The organism is Synechococcus sp. MIT S1220, assembly GCF_047303025.1.
GTDB lineage: Bacteria > Cyanobacteriota > Cyanobacteriia > PCC-6307 > Cyanobiaceae > Parasynechococcus.
Map to the genome: position 1 here is coordinate 598,168 of NZ_CP138939.1, position 21,708 is coordinate 619,875.

Below are 21,708 nucleotides of genomic sequence, written 5' to 3' on the forward strand. Positions count from 1 at the left end.
TGACTATATTATTTTAAGTCTATTATCCCCGAGCTGAGAATTGTCGGCATAATGTCTTTATATTTATCGCTTGTCAGTGATAAATACAGCATGAGAATACCAGATGCCCCAAGAAAAAAGCTTGGATGTAATAAATTTGACGAACTTATGGGAAAGGATTTAGGTAATAAACCGCATTGATATCTAGTATTAATAGTGTCGAGATATATATCTTTGCTATGCTCGCACAGCCTTTCGGTTTTTGTTGATAGAGGAATATTTGAATTGGCTAACATGTTTAAAATAAATGTGGAACCTCCAGATCCGCAACATAATTGTTCAAAATTACATGATCTAATAGAATTATAGGTAATTTTAATTGAGTCCCATACATAAGCATCCTTTAAATTAATTATGCTTAAGTTTTGAAAACATATTATTGTTGACAAGAGAATTCCGGGAGCTCCGTGACACCAAGCATTAATATGCTTCCCACCAGCAATTTGATTTCTCTTTCGCCAAAATCGGTTATCTGGCCAAATTTGATCAAGAGTAGAGTATTCATTTTTTTGAAAGCACAGTGCTTTTATAATTGCTTCTAGAACTGGTTGAGATGGCCTTTTTTGATACAGTCTTGATAATGCTGCGACAATACCAGCGCTCCCGTGAGAAAATCCAGTAAGAGACGTATGAAAATCATTTTTCCATCCTCCTTTATCAGATTGAAGACAAGCAATTCTTTCTCCTAAAAACACTGAAAGGTCGTCTAAATATTGATTTTCAATGTTAATAATAGCGCCTAACAACCCCGCATAACCTGTCATTATGCTGCAGTCTTCTGAAACAGTTGATTGATAAATGTAAAGCTTGATTTTTGGGAATAGACTTTCAATTAAAGCCTTCATTGCCAGTATATTTTTATTATTGTGGCAGAATTTCTTCGTCAGTTTGTAGAGTATGAACAATTCACTTAGCCCATTTAGGCCAATCGATTTTTCACATAGATGAGAGATTTGTTTTGAAGAGGAAACAATGTATTCTAAATGATTTATCATAGCTTTGAGAAGCATTTCAACGTTTACTTGTAGATCCTCTGCTTCCAATAAAAGATCGGCATACTCATTGTCGTTCTCTAAAACTAACACCATAATTATTATTCCCAGGTATCCATCATAAAGTGACGAAGAAAGATATTGATAGGAAAAACCATAGTTGAACTCATCTGGGCATATGCCTAATGCGATACATTTTCCATCTACTGAAATAAGAGATCTATTAATTTTCTGCAATAGACTTACAACAATGCCTTTATTTAATTTCATCTGGTTGGCCTTATTAAGGCGATGCCACCAAAGATATCTTTTGCTTCTTCAACAATCATTCGAATTAATTTACTATTCTTTTCGATTTCCGGTCGGGACAAATTTTTTAATCTTGCTTGAAAATTCTCAAAGCCACTTAATCCGAAAATATGAGCATTGATGATTGGTGAAATCAGAGCATCTGACGTAGCGGAAGCTTGCAATAATGGTATATCTAACCTTAGTAATTGTTTTATTTCCGAATTGACAATTATACTCAGGTAACTATCGGATACTTTTTTTATAAAAGGGATGAATAGTCTTTCAAGATAGAAGCTTGCATCAGGATCATTTTTTAAAATATTTGCAGAAAAAAGTTGATCCAATAAGTGGGCATAAATAGCTGTTGGCCGCATTATAAAGCGAGTTCTAATTGTCTTAAATTCACTGCATTGCTTGTTAAAGGAAAGTTGCTTCTGGTTTTTAAGATGAATAATTTGGTAGGATTGATGCTCAAAACCTTTGATTAGATGATCAATATGACGATCTAAAATATTTAATGAGTGGGCACTAGATTTTTTTAAGAGTTTTGCTCTTTTGCCGTACTCTGATAATATTCGATTCATTTTATCTGTATTAATTTTATGCCATCGTTTATTTTTGACCTCGCTACTCGATTCAAAATCTACCTCAAACGCACTCATCGGCTGGGATAATTGTAACTTTGTATTGCTCATTATTGCAGGCAAAAAACTAGTTTTAACGATCGAATTTTCAATAGAGTTATTAAAATCATGCTCTTCTTTGGATTTATAATTTTCTCTTCGGCAAAATTGTGGCTGCATTAGTGTTTCACAATCTAGAAATATTGGCTGATCTTTATTAATAATGAAGTTTTCTTTATGGCAATCCGTTGCGCCTAAAATCCACAGAATACTACTTAACCTTCCACAATTATAATGATATTTTTCTAAATCCAGGTTTCGATTAATATCTTCGGATATATATTCTACATAACCATAATCTGATTTACACAGCGTTTCATAGGTGACAAACTTAAAATCTTTGTCATGTTTATTGAGATACTTCAGGAAATTATTAAAGTAGAGCTCCGCAGATATATTTCGAGGTTTGTACATGATATTAATCGCTTTACTGGTCGAAGAAAATGTTATTCTTCTCACGGATTGCGCGCCGTTGTGATAGTCACTCAAGGGTTTGCTTATTGCCATTAACTGGGATTCTGAAGAAAGACAAAAAACATATCTAATTTCTGATAGATCATTGTTGATTCTGTCGATCAACCGGATGAAATTTGTCAACAGGTCTAGAAATATGCTGCTTAATACCCTGCCGAATAATGGATACTCTTGAAAAATTTCTTTCATTCCATTATTTTTTACTTTTCGGACAAAAGAATTATATTTTATTCTACTTGCGTGAGCTTGTGCTTTGTTTGTTTGATCAGTAGTGTCTTTTTGGAACTGATGCTGATCCTCGTTAGATAATTTGTAATTCTGGAAATTTTGAAGTAGTAAACTTTCCCCAATTAATGCAGCACGATGGATAAACTCATGGCTTGCAGCTAGAATAATAACATCTCGAGCATTCAGCAAAGAATTATCTAACTCTTTTTGATCTAATTCTGACATTAATTTTTCCTCAAACAGTTTTTTGACAGGTAGCCAAATGTCTATAAATGCTATTTCTTGATCTTCCCCAAGCTGCTTGGAAAGGTGATGATCAGCGTTATTTTGCTCATTGTCACTTCTCAATGCAATGCTGATCTCATTTAGAATTTTCCAGTAAATAGAGAATTGAATTTCTCTTGGTTCCTTAATATTATCAGCATTCTTGGAAGATCTGAAATTTACTTCGTCAGATGGATTATTGCCGTCAATAGCATTTATTTTGATAGCTTGTATTCTTTTTTGGATGTCATTTGATGTAGAGGTTTTGTATATCTTTGATAGCCTTGAAGCAATATTTTCTTCTTCTTTGGTGTCAAAATTAAAAAGCTCATGCATGCTGAGCCAATGATTTGGATATTTCTTTTGAAAGGACGCTTGTCTTCCCAATTTCTGCATCATCATAGATTTCTAATTTTAATTCCTTACCGTGGATCGCCCCTAGTCTTCATGATAACTTAAGTAGGTTTGCTACGCGTGTTGAATGATGCGTATTTGGCAAATTGGTATGGTTTAGCTTGACATAAACATTTAGAAATTTCGCCAAAAATCTGCGGCTTTAACTTCCCAGTGATGAATGCATTATTTTAAATCATTTTAAGAATTTCTAGAGAGGAGTGTAGATTTTTTGGTGTCAGTCTGATTGGATAGAGTGGTGTAATGGTAGTATTTCTATGAAGTGATGACTTGAATGCTTTCAAGACTTGGATACAGTATAGCTTTGGTATAGGTTAGTCATCTGCGTCTAATTGCTTTCTTATTTTTTCCTTTCTATCATCAACGCTATGAACTCCAAGAGCGAAGATAAGTAGTTGCTTTTTGTTGAATTAATTTAATTTTACTATGGTAAATGATTGTAAAATATTTCCTTTAACATTTGACAACTGTCAAGAAGTATATGGTTGATATTTTTGAGTTTATTGGAAATATAGATTTTGAATTCTGCACTTAGGTTTTACGATCATGATGCGAGTGATGGAAATGGAGACGAGGCTCTTGTCACGATGGTCTGGATGTGATTGTCGAGATTACTGGTGGCCTCATAGATCCTGAGGGTGCGGTTTCGTCGCACCAGAGCTCGTGGCATGGCGATCCCTGACCATCAGTTAGTGTTCCATCCCATACGACAATCACGGTCTCCATCAGCAACGCAGTAATTTTTCAGCCTATCCCCGCTGAAGTGGAGGCTTTCTGCTGCGGCAAGTCGAAGATGCAGTGTGTCTTTGTTGATCGGCTGATGAAAACAACGGATGGCAAGGCAGTATGAAGCTGGTAAATCAGATCTTGAGCAAGAAAATAAATCAAAATTTAAAGGATTTAGATGAATATTTGAGCGCAAGATTTGTATGCTTTATTGCAACTTCGATCTGAAAAATTAGAACACTTCGCCCAATGCTCTCATGTTGGATTGGAGTTATTGCCGTTGAAATTTTCGAAAATTAGGTAATTTTCTTGGATTTCAACGTGTTTTATCGTAAAATAGATTTTTAAAATCATTTATCTAATTGTTGGTATGAAACAAATGATATATTTATTGAGCAAAAAGCATGGGTAGCGGTTTTCTATCGGCATGGAGATCCACATCTTTAGGTACTTATAGTATAGTTTATCGCTGCTATTCCTGGGATGGTTTGATGGCTGCATGGTATTTTTTTGGCGCCATCACTCATACTCTCAGGACTAGACGACCTAAGATCCTTGGTAGTAGCTTTTAAAGCTTTGGCATAATTATTGAAATTAAATCGTATTGCACAAACTCAAAATGCTTGTCAATCTTGATCATCCAATTCACCGTCTTCGAATTGGTAAAACACACTTTTTAAATCATCTAATGTAATTTCGAAATATCTAATTTGGCAATGCCAACAATGTCTTGCTAGGTTTTTGAGTTTTTTATGGCATCTGTTAAGCCTTCACTCGTCATTAATTTTATTAGGCAAGCTTCTTAGCTAGAATTCGTAGGTACAACAAAAAAATTATTTAACTTTAATGTCTTGGCAAATATTCATTTAATTCTCAATGGGCTGCTGTTTTCGTTCCAGTGTAGAAACTGATTGAAAGGTTTTTCATTGTCTACGGTTAAGAGCCTGATTAAATTAATTAAGGAGTAAGATATTTCTTGCGCCTCCTATGGTGAGTGTACAGTAGATTTGATAGATTGTCTGGTTTGATCATTTTTTGTTTTCACAGTATTCTTGCTATGCGCTCGATTCACTAGCTTAATTGTGTAGGTATTATATTTCGCGTCTCGGTTGTACCTTTCGGAATTATGAAAAATATTTCTGGCGGTATTAATCATACACCCGGGAATTTCTAGGAATTTTGATAGGATTTCATGGATCCATCCGCATGTCCTATGTCCGGTCTTGTGCTTCAAGAACTTTGTGATGATGCATCGTATGTTCTTGTGTTGGTATGTTTGATGTAATCCTAAATTATCTTATTTCGTCGCGAGCAAGAATAAATGATAGTTGATTCATGTAGAATTTTTATCTTGTAGCAGTAGTATTAAAAGTGTTTCGTTTTAGTGCTCTAGGCTTGCTAGCGATAATATTGCAATGGATTATGGTTTGAAGGGAAAATTGCTACCCTTTTCTATATCAGTAACTTTCAAAAGCCCATGCCACAGTTCAGGAGGTTCACTTGAGTGATCCTGCGCTCAACTTGATTGAATCTATTCCTGATAGTTGGCGCGATTGGCTGATTCTCAATCGCGATCGGGGTTGTGATCGTGAAGGGTTAATCGAACGTGCGATGGCCCAGGGATATGAACGCGCTGCCATTGAGTTGGTGCTGGCGTCACCCCAGCTAGTCTCCGCGCCTGACGGAAGTCATCCGGTCCAGTTGGCTTCCGTGCCCTGGCTGCAGTGGTTTGAAGCTCCGTTGACCCAAGCGGTACATCAGCCTCGGGCCTGGCGTTTGGATACACCTTTGGCGCAGGTGTATGAAATCCCCAACCTTTTATCACCACAGGAATGTCGAGATGTCATCGAAGCGATCAATGGAGCTCTGCAACCCTCCACGGTCACCCGGGGCAGCAAGGATTACCGCACGAGTCGAACTTGTCATTTGCGGCAGACGCACGCCGATCTTTCTGCCCAGCTTGATCTGCGTTTTGCTGAGTTGCTCGGTGTCGACCCCCGACTGTCGGAGCCGATCCAGGGCCAGAGGTATGACCCAGGTGAATATTTCAAGGAGCACACCGATTGGTTCGCACCAGGCACGAAAGAATTTAAGGAACATACAGATAGTGGAGGTCAACGAACCTGGACAGTGATGATTTATTTGAATGTTGTTGATCAAGGGGGGGAAACATGTTTTAAACGCCTGGGTCGTTGTTTCACTCCGGTTCCCGGTTTAGGACTGGCCTGGAATAATCTTCAGGCGGATGGAACTCCGAACCCCTTTACATTGCATGAGGCGCTTCCGGTTGAGGCTGGTCACAAATGGGTGATTACCAAATGGTTTCGGGCCCATGCCGGGCGGAACGGTTAAATAAGTCAAATGTGTTTTTTGTGAACTGAATCTGTTGGATTCAGCGTCATATTTCTCAGCCTAGTGTTCAACATGAGTTTTTCTCTGCTTTGATATTTCGATGTCCAAGTGGATTAAATTGCTGCCGCGTCATTGCGGATGATCGTCTCAGCCCGACTTGGACGTAGTGCACCATCTTTTGGGAAGCTGTTCGCTCAAGAGTTATGTCCCACGCCCACCAGAGATCTTGTTCGTAGAGTTTCAGTGTTTCGGTATGCCCTTTAGGTCTGATGCATAGAAGATCTTGTTTAATTGTGTATATTTGAGGCACTAATTTAATCCATTCTTCCATTCTCTCAAGGCCTTCGCACACTTTGAAAAATCTTGATGGTTCTCGATGGTTTCATCAATGGCAGTCTTGAGAGTGTCGTTGCGTTGCCTGTCCGTTCCAATTCTCGTGAACGTTGTCATTAACCAGGATCGTGGTAATTTATCCTGTTCAAATGCGTTGCACCTTGCTCCTGCCCATCCGAGATGAACGCCGTAGCGATAGGCCTGCTCGTCGCTTTCACTGGGTTCAGCCAATGCGCCTAGATGCGAGCCGATCACTGAGATGGCGGAGGCGATAGCGGTGAATTGTCTAATGGGAGAAGCTTCGTTCGATTGGCGATGTTCGGCTTAATCAATCAACCTGCGGTTTAAATTTAACACTTTAAAAGTGTATGATTTAAGTTTAAGATGCCTAGTTAAGTTGACAATCTGTTCTGTTTTGTGGAGGTTGTGCACGGATGGTGTCTTGTTCAGATTGTTTTACAGAAGGGTTGACCATCTGCATATGAGTCATGAAGGGTTGGTCGAGCTAATTGATTTATTATGCCAAGCATAGTTTTCTTAGGTGTTTTTTATTTTCCTAGCTACTGCAATAAAATCTCTTCGCTAAATATATTGTGTTGAATTTTTTAAAGTTCAAGCGAGCTTGCACTTCGCTTGGGAATTGGTTTCCAATCATAGAGATCTGTATCCTTTTATTTTAATCATTTTCTGCTCAGCTATGTTGGTATCTGCGAGGATGAAGAAGGGGAGCGGTGTCTAACTTGATGCATGAGTGACAAGAACATTCGTCGCGATCTTGCGATACCCTTGTGTGCATCATAAAATCAGACTTCTCGAATGTTGGATTTAAATTTAATCTATATTACTACTTTACTTTGAAGAAAAATTTTTTTTCATTGGTTTCGATCGGCTTATACGTGCTTGTTTGCTCTACTTTGTTGTATCTCCTTGATCAAAGGGGCGACCAACCTATTGGCCTGATTGCTGTTGAAATTGTATTTACTCCTTTCATTCTGATGATACTGAGCGGTTTGCCCCTCGATATTTGTTCCCCGCAAAGGGCTTCAGAAAAGTCTGACTAAGATTAGAAATTTTGGGATGATCAACGATTAGATGCTCCATTCCATCGCATATTTGGAGAGATTATTATGAAAATTAGTTTAGTTATTGTTGGCCACTTCGTTCTCGAATTTTAGCCCTGATTCAATCACTTTTGTAATTAATTTTTAGGCCGAAACTGAGGGATGGGCCAGTTGCCATTAAAATAATCTTCTGTTGGGGAGTAAATGCGAATCGTCGCATTCCATCCTGGATATATATTCAGGAAATTGTCTTGTGCATCAGGCCCGCCTAGGTTAATGATATATTTGCCGTCTTCATTCTTTGTGGCAAAAGCACTATTGACATTGTAGTGTTCTCCTACTGCAAATCCCTTGTTGTCGTATACAGTCACCGACCAGAATGAACCAGCTTCCATTGGCACATTGTCAAGTGTGAGAGTTTGAGCATCTGTTGAACTAACTGTTTTTGGCATGGGATAGACAGCGCCTTGTTTTGGTAAACCGCCCCATCCAATTGCAACACCAAAGTTTCTCATGTCACTGCTGATCTCACCTTTCTTTCCAAAAATCATTTCAGATGTAATTCCCTCGGGTTCTCGCCTTTTGTTGTATTCGGCGCGTAATGTCAGGATTTCATTTTTGTCAAATTGTTGATCATCGACAAATTGGCCTTTTGCTTTTTGTTTTAAATGCACCATTTCTTGCGCAGCACCTGCTGCCTTCATGTCTTCACTGTCTTGCATATTCACCTGTGTTCGAATTATTAGAAAAGCATAGCGACTTCCCACATTCTCTTTCGATAATTGATAGCTGCCAGGTTTGTTGGTCACCAAAGGAATCCAATGTTCGTCACTAACGACTTCTAAAATTTGATACCTACCAGCTTCAGGTAAGACAACAGTCGCTGGCGTGGATAAGTCTACAACTGCAAAAGAATAAAGCGTATCGAAATTTGCGCGCAGTATGGTGCGGTCATCCGGATCCATCGCGTCTTTCTTATGCATAAAAACCCCAACACCATCATTGCAAGAATGTGCTGCAATTTTATGGATGTAATCTTTTAGTATGCCCATTGTTTCAGCTTTGGCGTAATTGGATGTCGATACAGGAGTGATGCCGTTGGAAGATGTTGTGATTGCAGGTTTAGGACAGGAGGATGTTGCTGCTTGTTCAGTGGTTCCTGCGAACGTGGGGTGCTTAGCAGTTGCTAAACCGCAGCTCAGTGCACACAAAGCCAATGCGATTGTCCTCTGCATCAGTTGTCCTGGATTCATTGTTTGATAATACTTGAGCGATTGAATTTTGCGAGATTCACTTGATTGACAGCAGAATCAACGATATGAGCCTAATGATCGATCAAGGCTTGGATTGAACCGATACCACCCTGAGGATCGATGATGTATTTCTCCGCCTCTTTGACGGATTCATTCTTTTTTGGGCACTTATACATGCTGCAGAAGCTGGGGCTGTGCCACCATTCATCTTTCAATGAGCTCAACTTATGGCTCAGTTTCTTTCGCCATGATGGGTTGTTTGTGGGAATAAAGGCCCGAATCTGAGTTTGTGAACTTACAATCCTCATGCTGCTCATATATGCTTTAGCTGTGTCGACATCTTGTTGTAGTACAGTGTAAAATTTGTACTGATTTTTTTGTATTTGAATTTTTTTAGGTGCTACACATTATGCCTTGTGTATAGAAATAGCCTTCTAGAGGTCGATTGCAGCTTCATAATGTACTTACGAATATCCTTGTAGAAGGAGGGTGCTTTTTACCTAAGCAGCAACGACCCTATGTTTTCGTCGTGATCGTTGCTCCGTGCAGTGCATTGTAATGAGTCAGCTGTCGGAGTAGGCGCTGATCACTGTGCTTTCAATGATGTGTCCTGCACCGCGTATCATCTCCTTGTTGTCCTCAAAAATTTTTTGAGCGACTCCTGCCGGGGCTTGGTGAACTGCACAAACCTTGTTTGGATCCTCTTTGCTTACCCCGCGGAAGAGTGATGTGAGGCCAACCGCTGCATGCATTTTTTGTACATCTTCGCTGTCATAAATGGCTGCCCATTCTTCAAAGGGAACGTTAAGACTGAAGGTCCAGACGGTGGTTTCCATGAATTCAAAATAAACTTACCTTATTTAGCATCAAAAGTATGGTTTTTTGGTCTCCGCTGTGACAGCGCTTTAAGAGCTCAACATGCCTCGATTGAAATTGATCTCAATCGAGTGACATTTTCGTTCAGATTCTCATTTCGTATTTGGATGATGCAGATGTAGAACCATGGCTCATTAAACAATGCCAATCTTAATCAATAGAAGTCGCCAAAGGCGTTGTACTTTCGGCAGTCGTCCCCTGGCTTCTCTAGATTGATTTTGAATTGTGTATGCCAACGAAAGAATATTGAGGCTGTTGACTAGTGTAAAATCGTGAAATAGAAGTCATTTCAAGTCAATACTTGCTCTGATACTCCGGTTTTGATTTTAGGTAGATGTGGTTACATGCTCATCAAGGCTGGCCTTGCTTCGGGCTTGACGTGTCCGTGGTTCAACTGTTGCAGCTGGTCACTTCCGGGAACCAATCAAGCACGGTTGTGTCTCTCGGGAGCAGGTTCATGAATCTGACCCGCTCTCAACATCCAAACGATTCTTCCGAGTGATGCCCAACGTGGTAAGAGCCATGGCTTGATGGTTGTCGCTTTTTCATTGCCTTCTCACTCCGTGCTCAGGTTTGAAGTCCGGGGAATGCCTTATTGATGTAGATGTCTCAAAGATCAGAATGAAGTACTCCACAGTTGAGGACCATCACGATTCGCCTGAACTGCTTCAGTATCGTGCTGATTTGCCAGACGATCGGCAAATGTACAAACTCAAGATGAAGCTTGGCCGTAAAGCCTACAGGGAGTTATTGCAAGGACAGCGCTGAGGCGATTCCATTTTGGGATTAGTCATGCTTGGATTCGTCTCTCGCATGATTTATTTTCGTCGGGCTTTGGAGGGATCGTAATTGATTTTGAGTTGCTAGGGTCACATCCTTATTGTGCCTCCGGCTGATTCACTTCCCTTCTGAAATTGTTGCGAAGTGCTGCTGTCGTTGGTGATTGGCTTTCCAGTTCTGCTTGTGCAAGTGGCGCGTAAGAGGATAAGAATGTTGTATTTCAATCTCTTTTGGCCCGTATTTTGTTGATTGAGTCTGTATTGATCGGCGTGCCGGCTTGATTTAAGCCCTTGAGCTATCTGATGGTGAAGGCTTGTAGACGGCTACAGGTTGCTCGATGCCTTTGACAACCTGTTCTCCAATCAGTGAGGAAGGAATGTTCTGCTTCGTTGCTTCTGCAGTGTGTATATCCATCAGGATTGGCGTATGGAGTTGCCGTGTCAGTGCTTCCAGCCGACTGGCAAGGTTCACGGTGTCGCCGATCACCGTGAATTCCTTGCGCTGAGGGCTTCCGATTTCTCCTACCACGGCTTCCCCGCTGGCGATTCCGATGCCACAGCTCAGCGGTGCAATCTTCTCCGCTGTCCACGCGCTGTTCAAGTCGTTCATCGCCTGCACCATGGCGATCGCACAGCGCACCGCCTGTTCGGCTTCCTGCTTCAACCCACGACTTCTTGGTGACCCGAAGACCGCCATCACGCAGTCGCCAATGAATTTATCCACTGTTCCTCCGTGGGCATCGATCACCTCCACCATGCGACCTAGGTAGCTGTTCAGTTGCAGCACCAATTCATCACTGCGTCCCTCCAGTGACCGTTGGCGAGTCAGTGCGGTGAAGCCTTGCAGATCACTGAACAGAACCGTAACGGGACGGGTCTGTCCACTCAGCAGGTCTTCAACGTTGGCTCTGTCTTCGAGGATCTCCTCGACGACGACTGGGGAGACGTAGCGCTCGAAGGTGCGTCTCAGTCGACGCCGCTCTCGTTCCTCCTTGATGTAGCCGTTCAGGCCGAACAGGCTGGAAAGTGCAACGAGCCCTGTTCCGGGAGGAAGGAGAGGCAGGGCTCGATGACGCATCAATAACGCCGATATGCCAAGGCTCAACAAGAGAATGAATCCGATGCTGCAACAGAGAAGTCGCCACAACAGGCTTTGGCGTTGTACGGCGATTCCGGCCACAAGAAGCAGGGACAAACTGCCAATCAGGGCGCGTTGCAAGGGATCCAAGGGCCAGCGTTCCAGGCCTGAGCCATCCAGGCTGTTGGCTGTCGCAGTTGCAAGGAGTTCCACTCCCGAGAGGTTGCCAAATGCCGTTGGACGGCTACTGCTCGTTTCTTCCAACGTTGCGCCGACCAGGATCACGCTGCCGGCGACCTGTGCTTTGAAGGGATGATCCTTCCAGCGTTCCGGATCCAGAATCTCCCATGCCGAGAGGCGTTGGATGGTCCCCTCCGGTCCATACAGGCGCAGAAACCGCTGGGCATCCCGGCTGGGTGTTGCGATGCCAGCCACCTTGAGCAATGCGGTGGGCAGGGATTGCAGCTGTTGAAATCCGTGGGGTTTGAGCAACAGCTCCACATAGGCCTCGGGGTGCGGGCCGATCGCCCCATCTTCAGCATCGAGCATGTTGGTGAGGCCGAGGTTGGCCAAGCCGCCAACGGCCTCAAGAAGCGATGGTTCGGGGGTTTCCAGCATCAACCCACCGGCCCCTTGTCGGTCTTCGGGCTCAAGCATTTCTGCTGCCAGCACCACCTGAGGTTGGTGTTTTTTGAGGGACAAGGCGAAATGTTGATCGTCTATTGGTCCGCGTGCACTGCTGCCCGCAAAAAGCACATTGATGGCCACGGCTCGTGCTCCTGCCTCCAGTAGCCGATCGCTGATCACGCCATAGGCGGCTCGCGGCCACGGCCAACGATCCAAGCCGTCACTCCAGGAGTCAGCGCTCGGCTTGTCTGGAAACCAGCCTGCTTGCTGCAGTGAGGCGTCGTCGATCACAACAACGATCAGATTGTTCGGTGGCTTCGTTGGACCAGCCCAGAGGATCACCTGATCAGCGATCTGTTTCGACCAGCTCCGCCATAGCGGCGGTGGCCAGCCGCTCATCCAGCCGCAGATCACCGCAAGGCTGAGGCAGCCACCCAGCGGCAACAACCGTTTTCCCTTGGGCAGGGCCATGGGGCATCAGCGGTTGAGAGAAATCAGAAGAAGCGTGGGATCGATACGGGAGGTACCGAAGGGGTCGTTGGAATCGGAACCGATGGGGTGATCGGAAGATTGACCCCTGGAAGATTCAGCTTCAAATAACTCTCCAACTGTGCAAACCCAGGCACAGCTTGGGTGTATCCGCTGAACAACGGTCCGCCAAGGATGGATTGGTAATCCCCGGCCACCAACTTGAGAACCGTCAGCACAACCCCCGTGGGGCTGAGTTTCAGCCGTTGACCAGCCTCCACCGTGACGGGAGCCTGCTCTGAATCGTTGCTTTCCACCACGACAGACCCCTCCAGAACCGCAATGTCTGCATTGCCGTCCCCATCAACTTCAAGGATGTAGTTCGTTCCTCGAACGCTCATTCGGTTCGAACGCGTGCATCCGTCCTGGCGACCGGAGATCAGGATCTGCCCCTTGTTCAGCAGGAAACAACTACTACCGAGTTTGAGCAGTGATTGACGGTTGATACGTCCGATCGCATTGCTGCTGAATTGCAACTGCCCCCGGCTGTCCCCTGTGCTGATCACCTGAGGGGTGCTGGCCGTTTGCTTCACCTTGGCCTTTTTGCTGTCAATGAACAACTGATCACCATCCAGGATCTCCTGAACGGTGGCTTTGTCAGCTGCAGCATGGGCGGCTGCCGTGCTGCCGATCAGCAACACAGTGCAGATCCAGGTTGACCACGACGTGCGTTGGAGAGGAGGCATCGTTCCAGTCGCTCATGCATCGCTCCCTTCAGGATGAATCATTTTGCGTGGATCGACGATCCGATCAAACTCCTCGCTGCTGACGTAGTTCAGCTTCAGAGCTGCTTGTTTCAGGGTTAGATCGTGCTCGAGTGCATGGTGGGCAACTTCAGAGGCTTTGTCGTATCCAATGACCGGGCTTAATGCGGTGACGAGCATCAACGAACGTTCGAGATAGGTTTGAATTTGTGGCTTATTGGCTTCCAATCCTTCAACAAGAAAACGTCTGAAATTACGACAACCATCACTCAGCATCCGGAGTGATTTCATGATGTTGAAAATGATTAAAGGCTTATAAGCATTCATTTCGAGATGGCCGGCTGCGCAGCCCATCGAAACCGCATGATCATTGGCGATTACCTGAGTTGCGAGCATGGTGAGGGCTTCGCACTGCGTGGGATTCACTTTCCCAGGCATGATCGATGAGCCAGGCTCATTGGCCGGTAATTTCAATTCATTCAGGCCGGCGCGTGGTCCGCAGGACAGCAAGCGGATGTCGTTGGCGATCTTCACTAACGATCCCGCCAGTGTCTTCAACGATGCACTCAGCCAGGCCAGGTCATCATGTGCTCCTTGCAGCGTGAATTTGTTGGTTGCTGACGAGAAGGGAAGGGATGTCAGCTCAGCGATTTGCTGTGCCACATCTTTGGCAAAGGAAGGATTGGTGTTGATCCCAGTGCCGACTGCAGTGCCGCCCATACAGAGCCGGAACACCCCTTTCAGAGCGGCTTCGATCCGGTTGATGTTGTCATCCAGCATGCCTACATAGCCAGAGAGCTCCTGGCCAAGAGTCAGTGGAGTGGCGTCCTGCAGGTGGGTGCGACCGATCTTGACGATGTCATGCCAAAGCTTCTCTTTTTGATGAAGGGAATCGCGAAGTTCTCGAACATTTGGAAGCAGCATGTTCGCCGTTCCAAGTGCCGTTGCGATGTGCATTGCCGTTGGAAAATTATCATTGGTCGACTGAGACATGTTGACGTGATCATTGGGATGAACCGGTGTTTTGCTGCCAAGAGGTTCTTCGGATAATTGGCAGCATCGATTGGAGATCACCTCATTGACGTTCATATTGAATTGTGTGCCGCTCCCAGTCATCCATACATACAGTGGGAATTCGTTTTGATGCTTGCCGTCCAATAATTCATCGCAGACCTGGATGATTAAATTGCTTTGTTGTTCCTTGAGTCGTCCAGACTTCTGGTTCGTGATCGCAGCTGCCTTTTTTGTAATGGCATAGGCCTGGATCATTTCCGTTGGCATCAAGTCATCGCCAATGCTGAAGAACTCAAGAGACCGCTGAGTCTGGGCCCCCCAAAGTCGGTCGATGGGTACACGCACTGTGCCCATCGAATCATGCTCTTCGCGGTAGAGCGTTGTCATGCCTGACGCGCTTTGCGGCGAGATTAGCGACCAGCCCGATTGGCTCTGAAACGGTTGGCGATTGATTTTGTTGATCAATGATTGATTTGGCCTACTGCTCAAACGTTGCTAAGGATGCAACTTGGCGGGCCAAGTTATCTTTCGATCCTCGGTTGTCAATAATTTGATCTGCCAGTTGTCGTTTTGTAGCCAGGGGCCACTGTGCTTTGAGACGTTGTTTTGCCTCCTGTTCTGTCAGGTTGCTCCTTCGCATCAGGCGATCTATTTGTTGGTCTTCCTCACAGTCCACAAGCCAGATTTCGCTGCACATCTCTGTGAGGTTTGCCTCAAAGAGCAGCGGCACCATCAACACGATCAAAGGAGCCGCATTCAGCCTGTGCAGTTCCTGATCAAATCGATGACGCACCAGTGGATGGATGAGCTGTTCAAGCCACTGGCGTTCATTGCTGTCGGAGAAAACGATCCTTCCTAGGGCGGCGCGATTGATAGAGGCACGCTCACCAGCGGCCTGAATGCTCTGCCCGAAATGCGCCAGTACCGCGTCGCTGGTTGTTGATCCTGGCGTCAGGGCCTCGTGCGCGAACTGGTCTGCATCGAGCACGGGCCAGCCCCGTGTCACCAGGAGCGACCCCACGCTGCTTTTCCCACTGGCTATGCCACCGGTAAGGCCGATACGGCGCTGCATGGTGCGGGTGGAGGATGCTCCTTAGTTTCCTGTGTGGGCGGTGCAGTCAGCGACGGTGTCCTGGACGGAGCTGAACGGCGGCGTCACTGCGCCGGAAGGATTTCAGGCCGCGGGCGTTGTCGCAGGTCTGAAAGCATCCGGGCGGCCTGATCTCTCTCTTCTGGTTGCTCCGGAGGGAGCTGCGTGTGCTGGCACCTTCACCACATCCTGCGTACGGGCTGCATGTGTGGATCTCTGTGCGCAGCGTTTGCAGTCCCACGGCGACCAGATGCGAGCCGTGTTGACGAACTCCGGTCAGGCCAATGCCTGCACAGGCTCCCATGGTCTTCAGGACAGTCTGAGGGCGACCCACTCGGTAGCCGAGCGTCTCGGCGTGGATCCTGCTCAGGTTTTGATCTGTTCAACGGGTGTGATCGGTGTGCCGATTCCGATGGAGGCTCTGCTGGCTGGGATTGATCCCTTGGTTCAGGCCCTTGACGGCGAGGGCGGGCCTGCCGCCGCGGAGGCGATTCTCACCACGGATCTGGTGAGCAAGCAGATCGCCCTGGAGGGGACCATTGCCGGACGCCCTGTGCGGATCGGCGGTATGGCGAAGGGTTCGGGAATGATTCATCCCGATATGGCGACGATGCTTGGGTATCTCACCTGTGACGCTGGGGTCCCGCTGGATGCCTGGAGGCAAATGGTGTCGAGGGCTGTTGACCGTTCATTTAATGCCATCACCGTTGACGGTGACACCAGCACCAACGACAGTTTCCTGGCGTTTGCAGCTGGCCCGGATCTTCAGCAAGAGCATTGGCCAGCCTTGGAAGACGGCGTGACTCGGGTGGCCCAGCATCTGGCCCGCGCGATCGCACGCGATGGTGAGGGAGCCAGTTGTTTGATCGAAGTTTCTGTACGGGGAACAAGGCATGAGGCGGAGGCGTTAAAGATGGCCCGCACCGTTTGTGGATCTTCTCTGGTGAAAACTGCGATTCATGGCCGTGATCCGAATTGGGGACGCATCGTCGCGGCGGCGGGTCGTTCTGGCATTTCCTTCGATCTAGGGGACGTAGCGCTGTGGCTCGGCAGCCATCAGTTGATGCAGGCTGGCCAGCCGCTGGATTTCGATCGCAAGGCAGCCTCCGCTGAACTGAGAGCCTGTGCGCAAGGCACGTATCTGAAGAACGACTGCGTGAGGATTGGTCTTGTTGTGGGAGATGGTTCTGCTTCCGCGAAAGCCTGGGGTTGCGATCTTTCAGATCAATACGTGCGCATTAACGCCGACTACACGACATAAGGGGATTAATGATGATCGACGACGATTCAAGGTTTCCTCTTCTGATCGAGCAGGGTGTTTTCTTGGTTGGCTAAAATCATGCTATTGGTTCTTCGATCGAAAGATCGGTTGATTCTATTGAGAATTCTCGTTGTTTTTTGCTTGATAATAGAATGATATGAGCGACTGATGTGAAATGACGATGGCCACAACGCCCATGCTTTCAATTCCTCTCAAGGTGGTTGTCGTCCGAGATATGCCTGTGCCTCATTCAGGTGCTCCAGGATATTTTGTAGATTTTGCGGCTGTGGCCGGCAACAGTTCAGGGAAGTACCTGTTTCGCAAAGATTTCCCCAGCCTGACTGATGATGAGTTTTTGCTAAAAGGTTTAGACGAGTTGAGCAAGGGAGAAGAGCAGGCCTTTGTGGCGGTTTACGTCGATGAAAGCCAGGCTGAAATTGAGCGTCTTGTTTTTAAACGTAATCTGGACACAATGTATAAAAAGCCAGGATCGCTGACTGGCCAGCAAGTTTACGTTTTGGAAAAAGATCTTATCCCTAAAACTGTTTTGTGCAGACCGGATTGTGAAGATCCCATTCCTAGGGGCGACATTGATGCATGGATGACAGAAGATGACGCCAAGAGAGTGATTGAAGAGACAAACCGCCTATTCTTTAATAAATTTGGCATCAACTTTGAGCTTAAAGGTCAGAAGGCTGTGACCTCTTACCTGCGTAATGTATTACCAGAAGTATCGGAGACCTTGGATTATCTGGGAACTGTCAAGCGTCCGCCAGCTAATGATCTTCCTGCTAAAAATGCCGATCGAATCAAGCGCAGGAATGCATATAATATTATTGTTGATAACTTGTATCTAGACCAACAAAGCTTTGCTAATAAGTTGGTGCCTGATGAAAAGGCTGTAAATCTGTACTTTTTCACATTCACTGGCAACACTCGGCAGGGAAATGCGGGTGTTGGTAAGGGAAGTTCCAGCGAAAAGATCGTGATGGGCCAATGGACGAATAAGCCAACTATCGACCCAAATGATGATGATTCCTTGCTGCGACAACGGAAAATTTATGTCAAGGAGGGAACGCCGTCGCTTACTTTTACGGCGGCCCATGAGCTTGGTCATATTCTTGACACTAACCATACCGATACACTTGATTTTATGAATGGACCCCAATCATTGCTTGTGGCTAATGAGCAACAAATTGAGGTTATGAGAGACGCGGCTTCGACATTGCGTACGTCATTTGGTTTGCCAGAAGCAGGCCTTCCAGAAGATGATCTTCCAGGCGAAGGCCTACCGGATGTTGGCCTGCCAGAGGCACCTCTTCTCAATGGGATCTTAGGTACAGCTAAAAAAGATAAATTGATTGGAACAACAGGCAATGATCAAATTCTTGGCATGCTCGGCAATGATAAATTGGTGGGGCTTGCAGGCGATGATGTCTTAAATGGGGGTGCTGGCCGAGATAAAATATTTGGAGGATCTGGCGCCGATATATTTATTGTTTCGGGCGGGAGAGATGTTGTGAAGGATTTTTCTCCATTGGATCATGATAAAATTGTCCTACGAGATGAGACTTATAGTCTTAAGATATCTGGAAAAGGCAGAAATGTAAAATTAACCGTTGGGCTTGGTAGTGTTTTGTTTAAGAATGCCTTGGTTGATGATGTAGAGGCTGCAATCGTTGTGGATATACCGTTGTGAGGGATTGGAAGGGATTACAGTGGCTGTTAATCAACTGTGTGTGGTTTAAAGAGTTGCTAGACGTGTGCATTATCCATATTGAATGTGTGGCGTGGAGTCCCTAGCGCTCATCCAGCCTTTGCTTGTGGGCCTATCGATTGACCTCGACTTCTTCGAAATTATCTGCAACTGCCTCTAGCAAGAGCTTGTTGGCTGGGGCCTTGTGAGAAACGAATCGCACGACCAAATATGATGTTTTCAGTGTTGAGAACGATTGATTGGAATCAATTTCCCTCCATGGTTTTGGATTCCTCTGCGGAAATACTGGTGGGATTCTCATTACGAGCGCAGATCAGTAGAGCCGCTGCCATAGCGAGACATTGCGCCAGAATCAGCCCAGGTACACCACTGGCGCCCTCGCTGATCAAGGCCAGTGAAACGGCTGGGTTGTAGAGCCCACAGTTCGTTAATCCACCCATCATCACCATGGCGGCAATGGCCATTCCCATCACTACACCGGAAAGTGGACGCGAGAATGGGCAAAGCCGACCTTCGCGACTCCACATCAAAATCAGAGAAAAGAGGGCGAAACTAAAAATCAGCTCCGGAACAAATGAGATGGTGTGAAAGGTGGTGGTTGTGTTTCCCGCTGGATCAAGACGAAAACCGATCACGGCTCCAATGATTTGAGCAATGCTGTAAGCGATGGTTTCTTTCCAGAATATTCTGCTGCGCCAATCAAAGAGTTGGCGATTCAGCATGAACGAAACAAGAGGATTCAGATGGGCGCCAGAGGCCCGTCCACAGAGGTGGATCAGAGAGGCCAATACAAGGCCAATCAAGAGACATTGATCCAATGCATTGATGTCTGCATTCCCGGCCCGTGATGCTGAGTAGGCGAGAAATCCTGTGGCCAATGTTTCCACAAGAGATCGTTGCGCTAAAGAGTGGGTCATGGTTCATCTGCCTACGTTTTGACAGAGTGCCATTTTTTGACAGTACTGCAACGCTGTTGAAGAATAATTGCGTAAGTTGTTGGATATCTCGTGTATCTGGAGAGTGATTGAGTTCTATGAACTCATGATGTTTTTAGACGATGATCAGTGCTTTTGATGATGCTTCGGTCAATAATGAATTGTCGATGTTCAATGGTTGGTGCTTTGGATGTGTTCAAGTCGGACAGCATGGATTTCGAATTGTTGTCTTGTCTTCTCTCCTTTTAGGGGGATATAAGTCTCGAGAGTTTTCTCTCGAGAGCCAGCTGGATTGCTGTTTCAATAAAGGAGAGGTGTCGTTTCGGGGAGTCACCTCCTTCCTGGTTACCTCAGTGATGGACGCGATTTATCTATTTTTTGCGAGTGCGCTTTGTTGGGTGATTGCTCTTGTAGTCTGTATTCTCTGTTGATTCTTTTCATCAATGAAAGGCTGGTTTGTTCATTGCTTGGCAAGCAATGCGTAGCAATGCATGTGTTTGGGCTAAAGAATTTCGGCGTATCAAAACATGACTCCGATCCGGTTGGTTCATCACGCTCCAGGAGCCCCGGGATTGCGCTGGTTTGGTTTGGGCCCCTCGTTAGGTCCAACCCGAGCACTACTGAAACTTCAGCGGCTTTTTGATCGCCATGCGTTCTGGGCACGAGGCCGTAGCTTCGCGCAGCTACGACGCTTGCTTTCCGGCAGTGATGCTGTTGTGAGCTTGTGGCGTGGAAGGCGTTTGGTGGGTTTTGGCCGAGCAACGTCCGATGGTTTCAGTCGGGCCGTGCTTTGGGACATTGTCGTGGCCGGTGATCTTCAGGGCCACGGGCTTGGCCGCCGCGTGTTGGAGGAATTGCTGCATTCCTCAGCGGTTGTTGGCGTGGAGCGTGTTTATCTGATGACGACCAACAGTGCCGGTTTTTATCGACAGCTGGGTTTCCGGGATGCTGATCCTCAAAAGTTGATGGTGTTACGGCGTTAACGGATGTCTCATATCTTGCTTCCATGCTTCAGACTTATTCAGGGTATGTGGAAGAACTTCTGCCTCTCTTGTGCTTAATCTAAGAGTCCTAAATTGATGTCAAAGATATAAAAATAGTGGCTGTAATTTAGAAAGATGACGTCTCATGGATCGCCCTTAATTTCTCTGCAAGTAGCTCATTGTTTGCCGGTTGTTGCCTAAGTCATGATGTTTGTGCCGCCCACGGGACCTGAGATTGAGCTCACCCCAATCGAGCCCAGCTGAATCAGTTCCCCACAGGCGTCGCTCCGGTGAAACTTTCCTGCGAAACTTCAGAAACGCAACGGGATGGCTTTTGGACGACACCACACGTTCCCAGGATGATCCTAAGCCGCGCCGCCCTCGCTTCTGGGTCGGCCCCCTAGTCGCTGGTTGTTGTTTTGCATTGGGCTACGTCGTCACACAGCGGGTGGTGACATTGCAGAGCAATGCTGAGGAACCTGTTCCCGAGGCGTTCGCACCGGTGTTTTTTCCCGGTCAGTCCCTCGATGGTCTGAGGGCCCGCGATGGGGGAACGTCTGCTGATTTCCAGGTCGACCTCATCAAATTCGAGGCGGAGAAACAGCCGGAACGGGAGGCTGAGGAAGCAGCAAAGAAAAAAGCCGAAGAGGCTGAACGTGCTGAGAAAGCTCTCCAGGCCACGGCCACACCCTTGCTTCCCACCGACCAGCCGGATTGGACCACTCCAATCACACCACCGCAGCCGGCTGCTCAGCCCGCCCCGCCAGTTGACGTTCCACCCGCGCCGGGCGAACCCGCGCTTCTGCCTGATCCAGCACCGCTTCCGGCGGAACCCGTTGTTCAACCCGCTGCGATTGAGGCTCCAGTCGCGCAACCTGCGCTGGCCCTCCCTGCAGCCCCAGCTCCCCCCGCCGTTGATGCTGTCTTCGAGCCCGTTGCTCCTCCTCCAGCCCAACCCTGAAGGCCGTCTGGATCTGCCACAGTTTCAGTCGTTCATATCAAGCTG

Annotated in this window: 15 protein-coding genes; 5 read left to right on the plus strand and 10 right to left on the minus strand. The window is 46.3% G+C overall.

The features are described from left to right. Window positions 1-8: 8 nt before the first annotated feature. Window positions 9-1,301, minus strand: coding sequence for a lanthionine synthetase LanC family protein (locus SIB64_RS02925; RefSeq protein WP_413441830.1), 1,293 nt, complete (start codon window positions 1,299-1,301; stop codon window positions 9-11). Continuing rightward, the gene (locus SIB64_RS02930; RefSeq protein ID WP_413441831.1) at window positions 1,298-3,307 is read right to left on the minus strand and encodes a DUF4135 domain-containing protein; all 2,010 of its coding nucleotides are present in this window, start codon (window positions 3,305-3,307) and stop codon (window positions 1,298-1,300) included. Before SIB64_RS02930 ends, SIB64_RS02925 begins: the two co-directional genes overlap by 4 nt. Window positions 3,308-5,611: 2,304 nt before the next feature. Between SIB64_RS02930 and SIB64_RS02935 the strand changes: the two genes are divergently transcribed. Beyond that, window positions 5,612-6,463, plus strand: coding sequence for a prolyl hydroxylase family protein (locus tag SIB64_RS02935; RefSeq protein ID WP_413441833.1), 852 nt, complete (start codon window positions 5,612-5,614; stop codon window positions 6,461-6,463). Between the two features lie 309 nt (window positions 6,464-6,772). Here SIB64_RS02935 and SIB64_RS02940 read toward each other — a convergent pair whose 3' ends face one another. From SIB64_RS02940 to coaE, 7 genes are all read right to left on the minus strand, one after another. Further along, entirely contained in the window at window positions 6,773-7,051 is a 279-nt protein-coding gene (locus SIB64_RS02940) for a hypothetical protein (protein WP_413441834.1), read from the minus strand. Between the two features lie 943 nt (window positions 7,052-7,994). Continuing rightward, complete coding sequence (locus tag SIB64_RS02945) at window positions 7,995-9,110, minus strand: DUF1254 domain-containing protein (RefSeq protein ID WP_413441835.1); 1,116 nt, start codon at window positions 9,108-9,110, stop codon at window positions 7,995-7,997. Window positions 9,111-9,673: 563 nt separating this feature from the next. Then, a complete protein-coding gene (locus SIB64_RS02950; RefSeq protein ID WP_413441836.1) occupies window positions 9,674-9,946 on the minus strand; it encodes a DUF3764 family protein in 273 nt (90 codons plus the stop codon). Window positions 9,947-11,048: 1,102 nt separating this feature from the next. After that, entirely contained in the window at window positions 11,049-12,941 is a 1,893-nt protein-coding gene (locus SIB64_RS02955; RefSeq protein ID WP_413441837.1) for a CHASE2 domain-containing protein, read from the minus strand. A 23-nt stretch (window positions 12,942-12,964) separates the two neighbouring features. Continuing rightward, entirely contained in the window at window positions 12,965-13,684 is a 720-nt protein-coding gene (locus SIB64_RS02960) for an iron dicitrate transport regulator FecR (protein ID WP_413441838.1), read from the minus strand. A 12-nt stretch (window positions 13,685-13,696) separates the two neighbouring features. Further along, window positions 13,697-15,103, minus strand: coding sequence for a class II fumarate hydratase (gene fumC / locus SIB64_RS02965; protein ID WP_413441839.1), 1,407 nt, complete (start codon window positions 15,101-15,103; stop codon window positions 13,697-13,699). A gap of 91 nt (window positions 15,104-15,194) precedes the next feature. Then, window positions 15,195-15,788, minus strand: coding sequence for a dephospho-CoA kinase (coaE, locus tag SIB64_RS02970; protein WP_413441840.1), 594 nt, complete (start codon window positions 15,786-15,788; stop codon window positions 15,195-15,197). A 31-nt stretch (window positions 15,789-15,819) separates the two neighbouring features. Between coaE and argJ the strand changes: the two genes are divergently transcribed. Beyond that, window positions 15,820-17,067 carry a bifunctional glutamate N-acetyltransferase/amino-acid acetyltransferase ArgJ gene (argJ, locus tag SIB64_RS02975; RefSeq protein ID WP_413441841.1) on the plus strand — a complete coding sequence of 416 codons (1,248 nt, stop codon included), beginning with the start codon at window positions 15,820-15,822 and terminating at the stop codon, window positions 17,065-17,067. A gap of 181 nt (window positions 17,068-17,248) precedes the next feature. Then, window positions 17,249-18,766 carry a calcium-binding protein gene (locus SIB64_RS02980; protein WP_413441842.1) on the plus strand — a complete coding sequence of 506 codons (1,518 nt, stop codon included), beginning with the start codon at window positions 17,249-17,251 and terminating at the stop codon, window positions 18,764-18,766. A 263-nt stretch (window positions 18,767-19,029) separates the two neighbouring features. On the opposite strand, the gene SIB64_RS02985 is transcribed toward SIB64_RS02980, so the two are convergent. Then, window positions 19,030-19,701, minus strand: a complete 672-nt coding sequence (locus SIB64_RS02985; RefSeq protein ID WP_413441843.1) for an aquaporin — start codon at window positions 19,699-19,701, stop codon at window positions 19,030-19,032. A 545-nt stretch (window positions 19,702-20,246) separates the two neighbouring features. On the opposite strand from SIB64_RS02985, the gene SIB64_RS02990 reads away from it, so the two are divergent. Next, a complete protein-coding gene (locus SIB64_RS02990) occupies window positions 20,247-20,702 on the plus strand; it encodes a GNAT family N-acetyltransferase (protein WP_413441844.1) in 456 nt (151 codons plus the stop codon). Window positions 20,703-20,937: 235 nt separating this feature from the next. Beyond that, window positions 20,938-21,663, plus strand: a complete 726-nt coding sequence (locus SIB64_RS02995) for a hypothetical protein (RefSeq protein ID WP_413441845.1) — start codon at window positions 20,938-20,940, stop codon at window positions 21,661-21,663. Window positions 21,664-21,708: the final 45 nt, after the last annotated feature.

What these genes read in the sequence shown, in the direction of transcription:
- SIB64_RS02925 (WP_413441830.1), bottom strand. Translation starts at nt 1,301, where the DNA reads ATGAAATTAAATAAAGGCATTGTTGTAAGTCTATTGCAGAAAATTAAT.
- SIB64_RS02930 (WP_413441831.1), bottom strand. Translation starts at nt 3,307, where the DNA reads ATGCATGAGCTTTTTAATTTTGACACCAAAGAAGAAGAAAATATTGCT.
- SIB64_RS02945 (WP_413441835.1), bottom strand. Translation starts at nt 9,110, where the DNA reads ATGAATCCAGGACAACTGATGCAGAGGACAATCGCATTGGCTTTGTGT.
- SIB64_RS02950 (WP_413441836.1), bottom strand. Translation starts at nt 9,946, where the DNA reads ATGGAAACCACCGTCTGGACCTTCAGTCTTAACGTTCCCTTTGAAGAA.
- SIB64_RS02955 (WP_413441837.1), bottom strand. Translation starts at nt 12,941, where the DNA reads ATGGCCCTGCCCAAGGGAAAACGGTTGTTGCCGCTGGGTGGCTGCCTC.
- SIB64_RS02960 (WP_413441838.1), bottom strand. Translation starts at nt 13,684, where the DNA reads ATGCCTCCTCTCCAACGCACGTCGTGGTCAACCTGGATCTGCACTGTG.
- fumC (WP_413441839.1), bottom strand. Translation starts at nt 15,103, where the DNA reads ATGACAACGCTCTACCGCGAAGAGCATGATTCGATGGGCACAGTGCGT.
- coaE (WP_413441840.1), bottom strand. Translation starts at nt 15,788, where the DNA reads ATGCAGCGCCGTATCGGCCTTACCGGTGGCATAGCCAGTGGGAAAAGC.
- SIB64_RS02980 (WP_413441842.1), top strand. Translation starts at nt 17,249, where the DNA reads ATGGCCACAACGCCCATGCTTTCAATTCCTCTCAAGGTGGTTGTCGTC.
- SIB64_RS02985 (WP_413441843.1), bottom strand. Translation starts at nt 19,701, where the DNA reads ATGACCCACTCTTTAGCGCAACGATCTCTTGTGGAAACATTGGCCACA.
- SIB64_RS02990 (WP_413441844.1), top strand. Translation starts at nt 20,247, where the DNA reads ATGACTCCGATCCGGTTGGTTCATCACGCTCCAGGAGCCCCGGGATTG.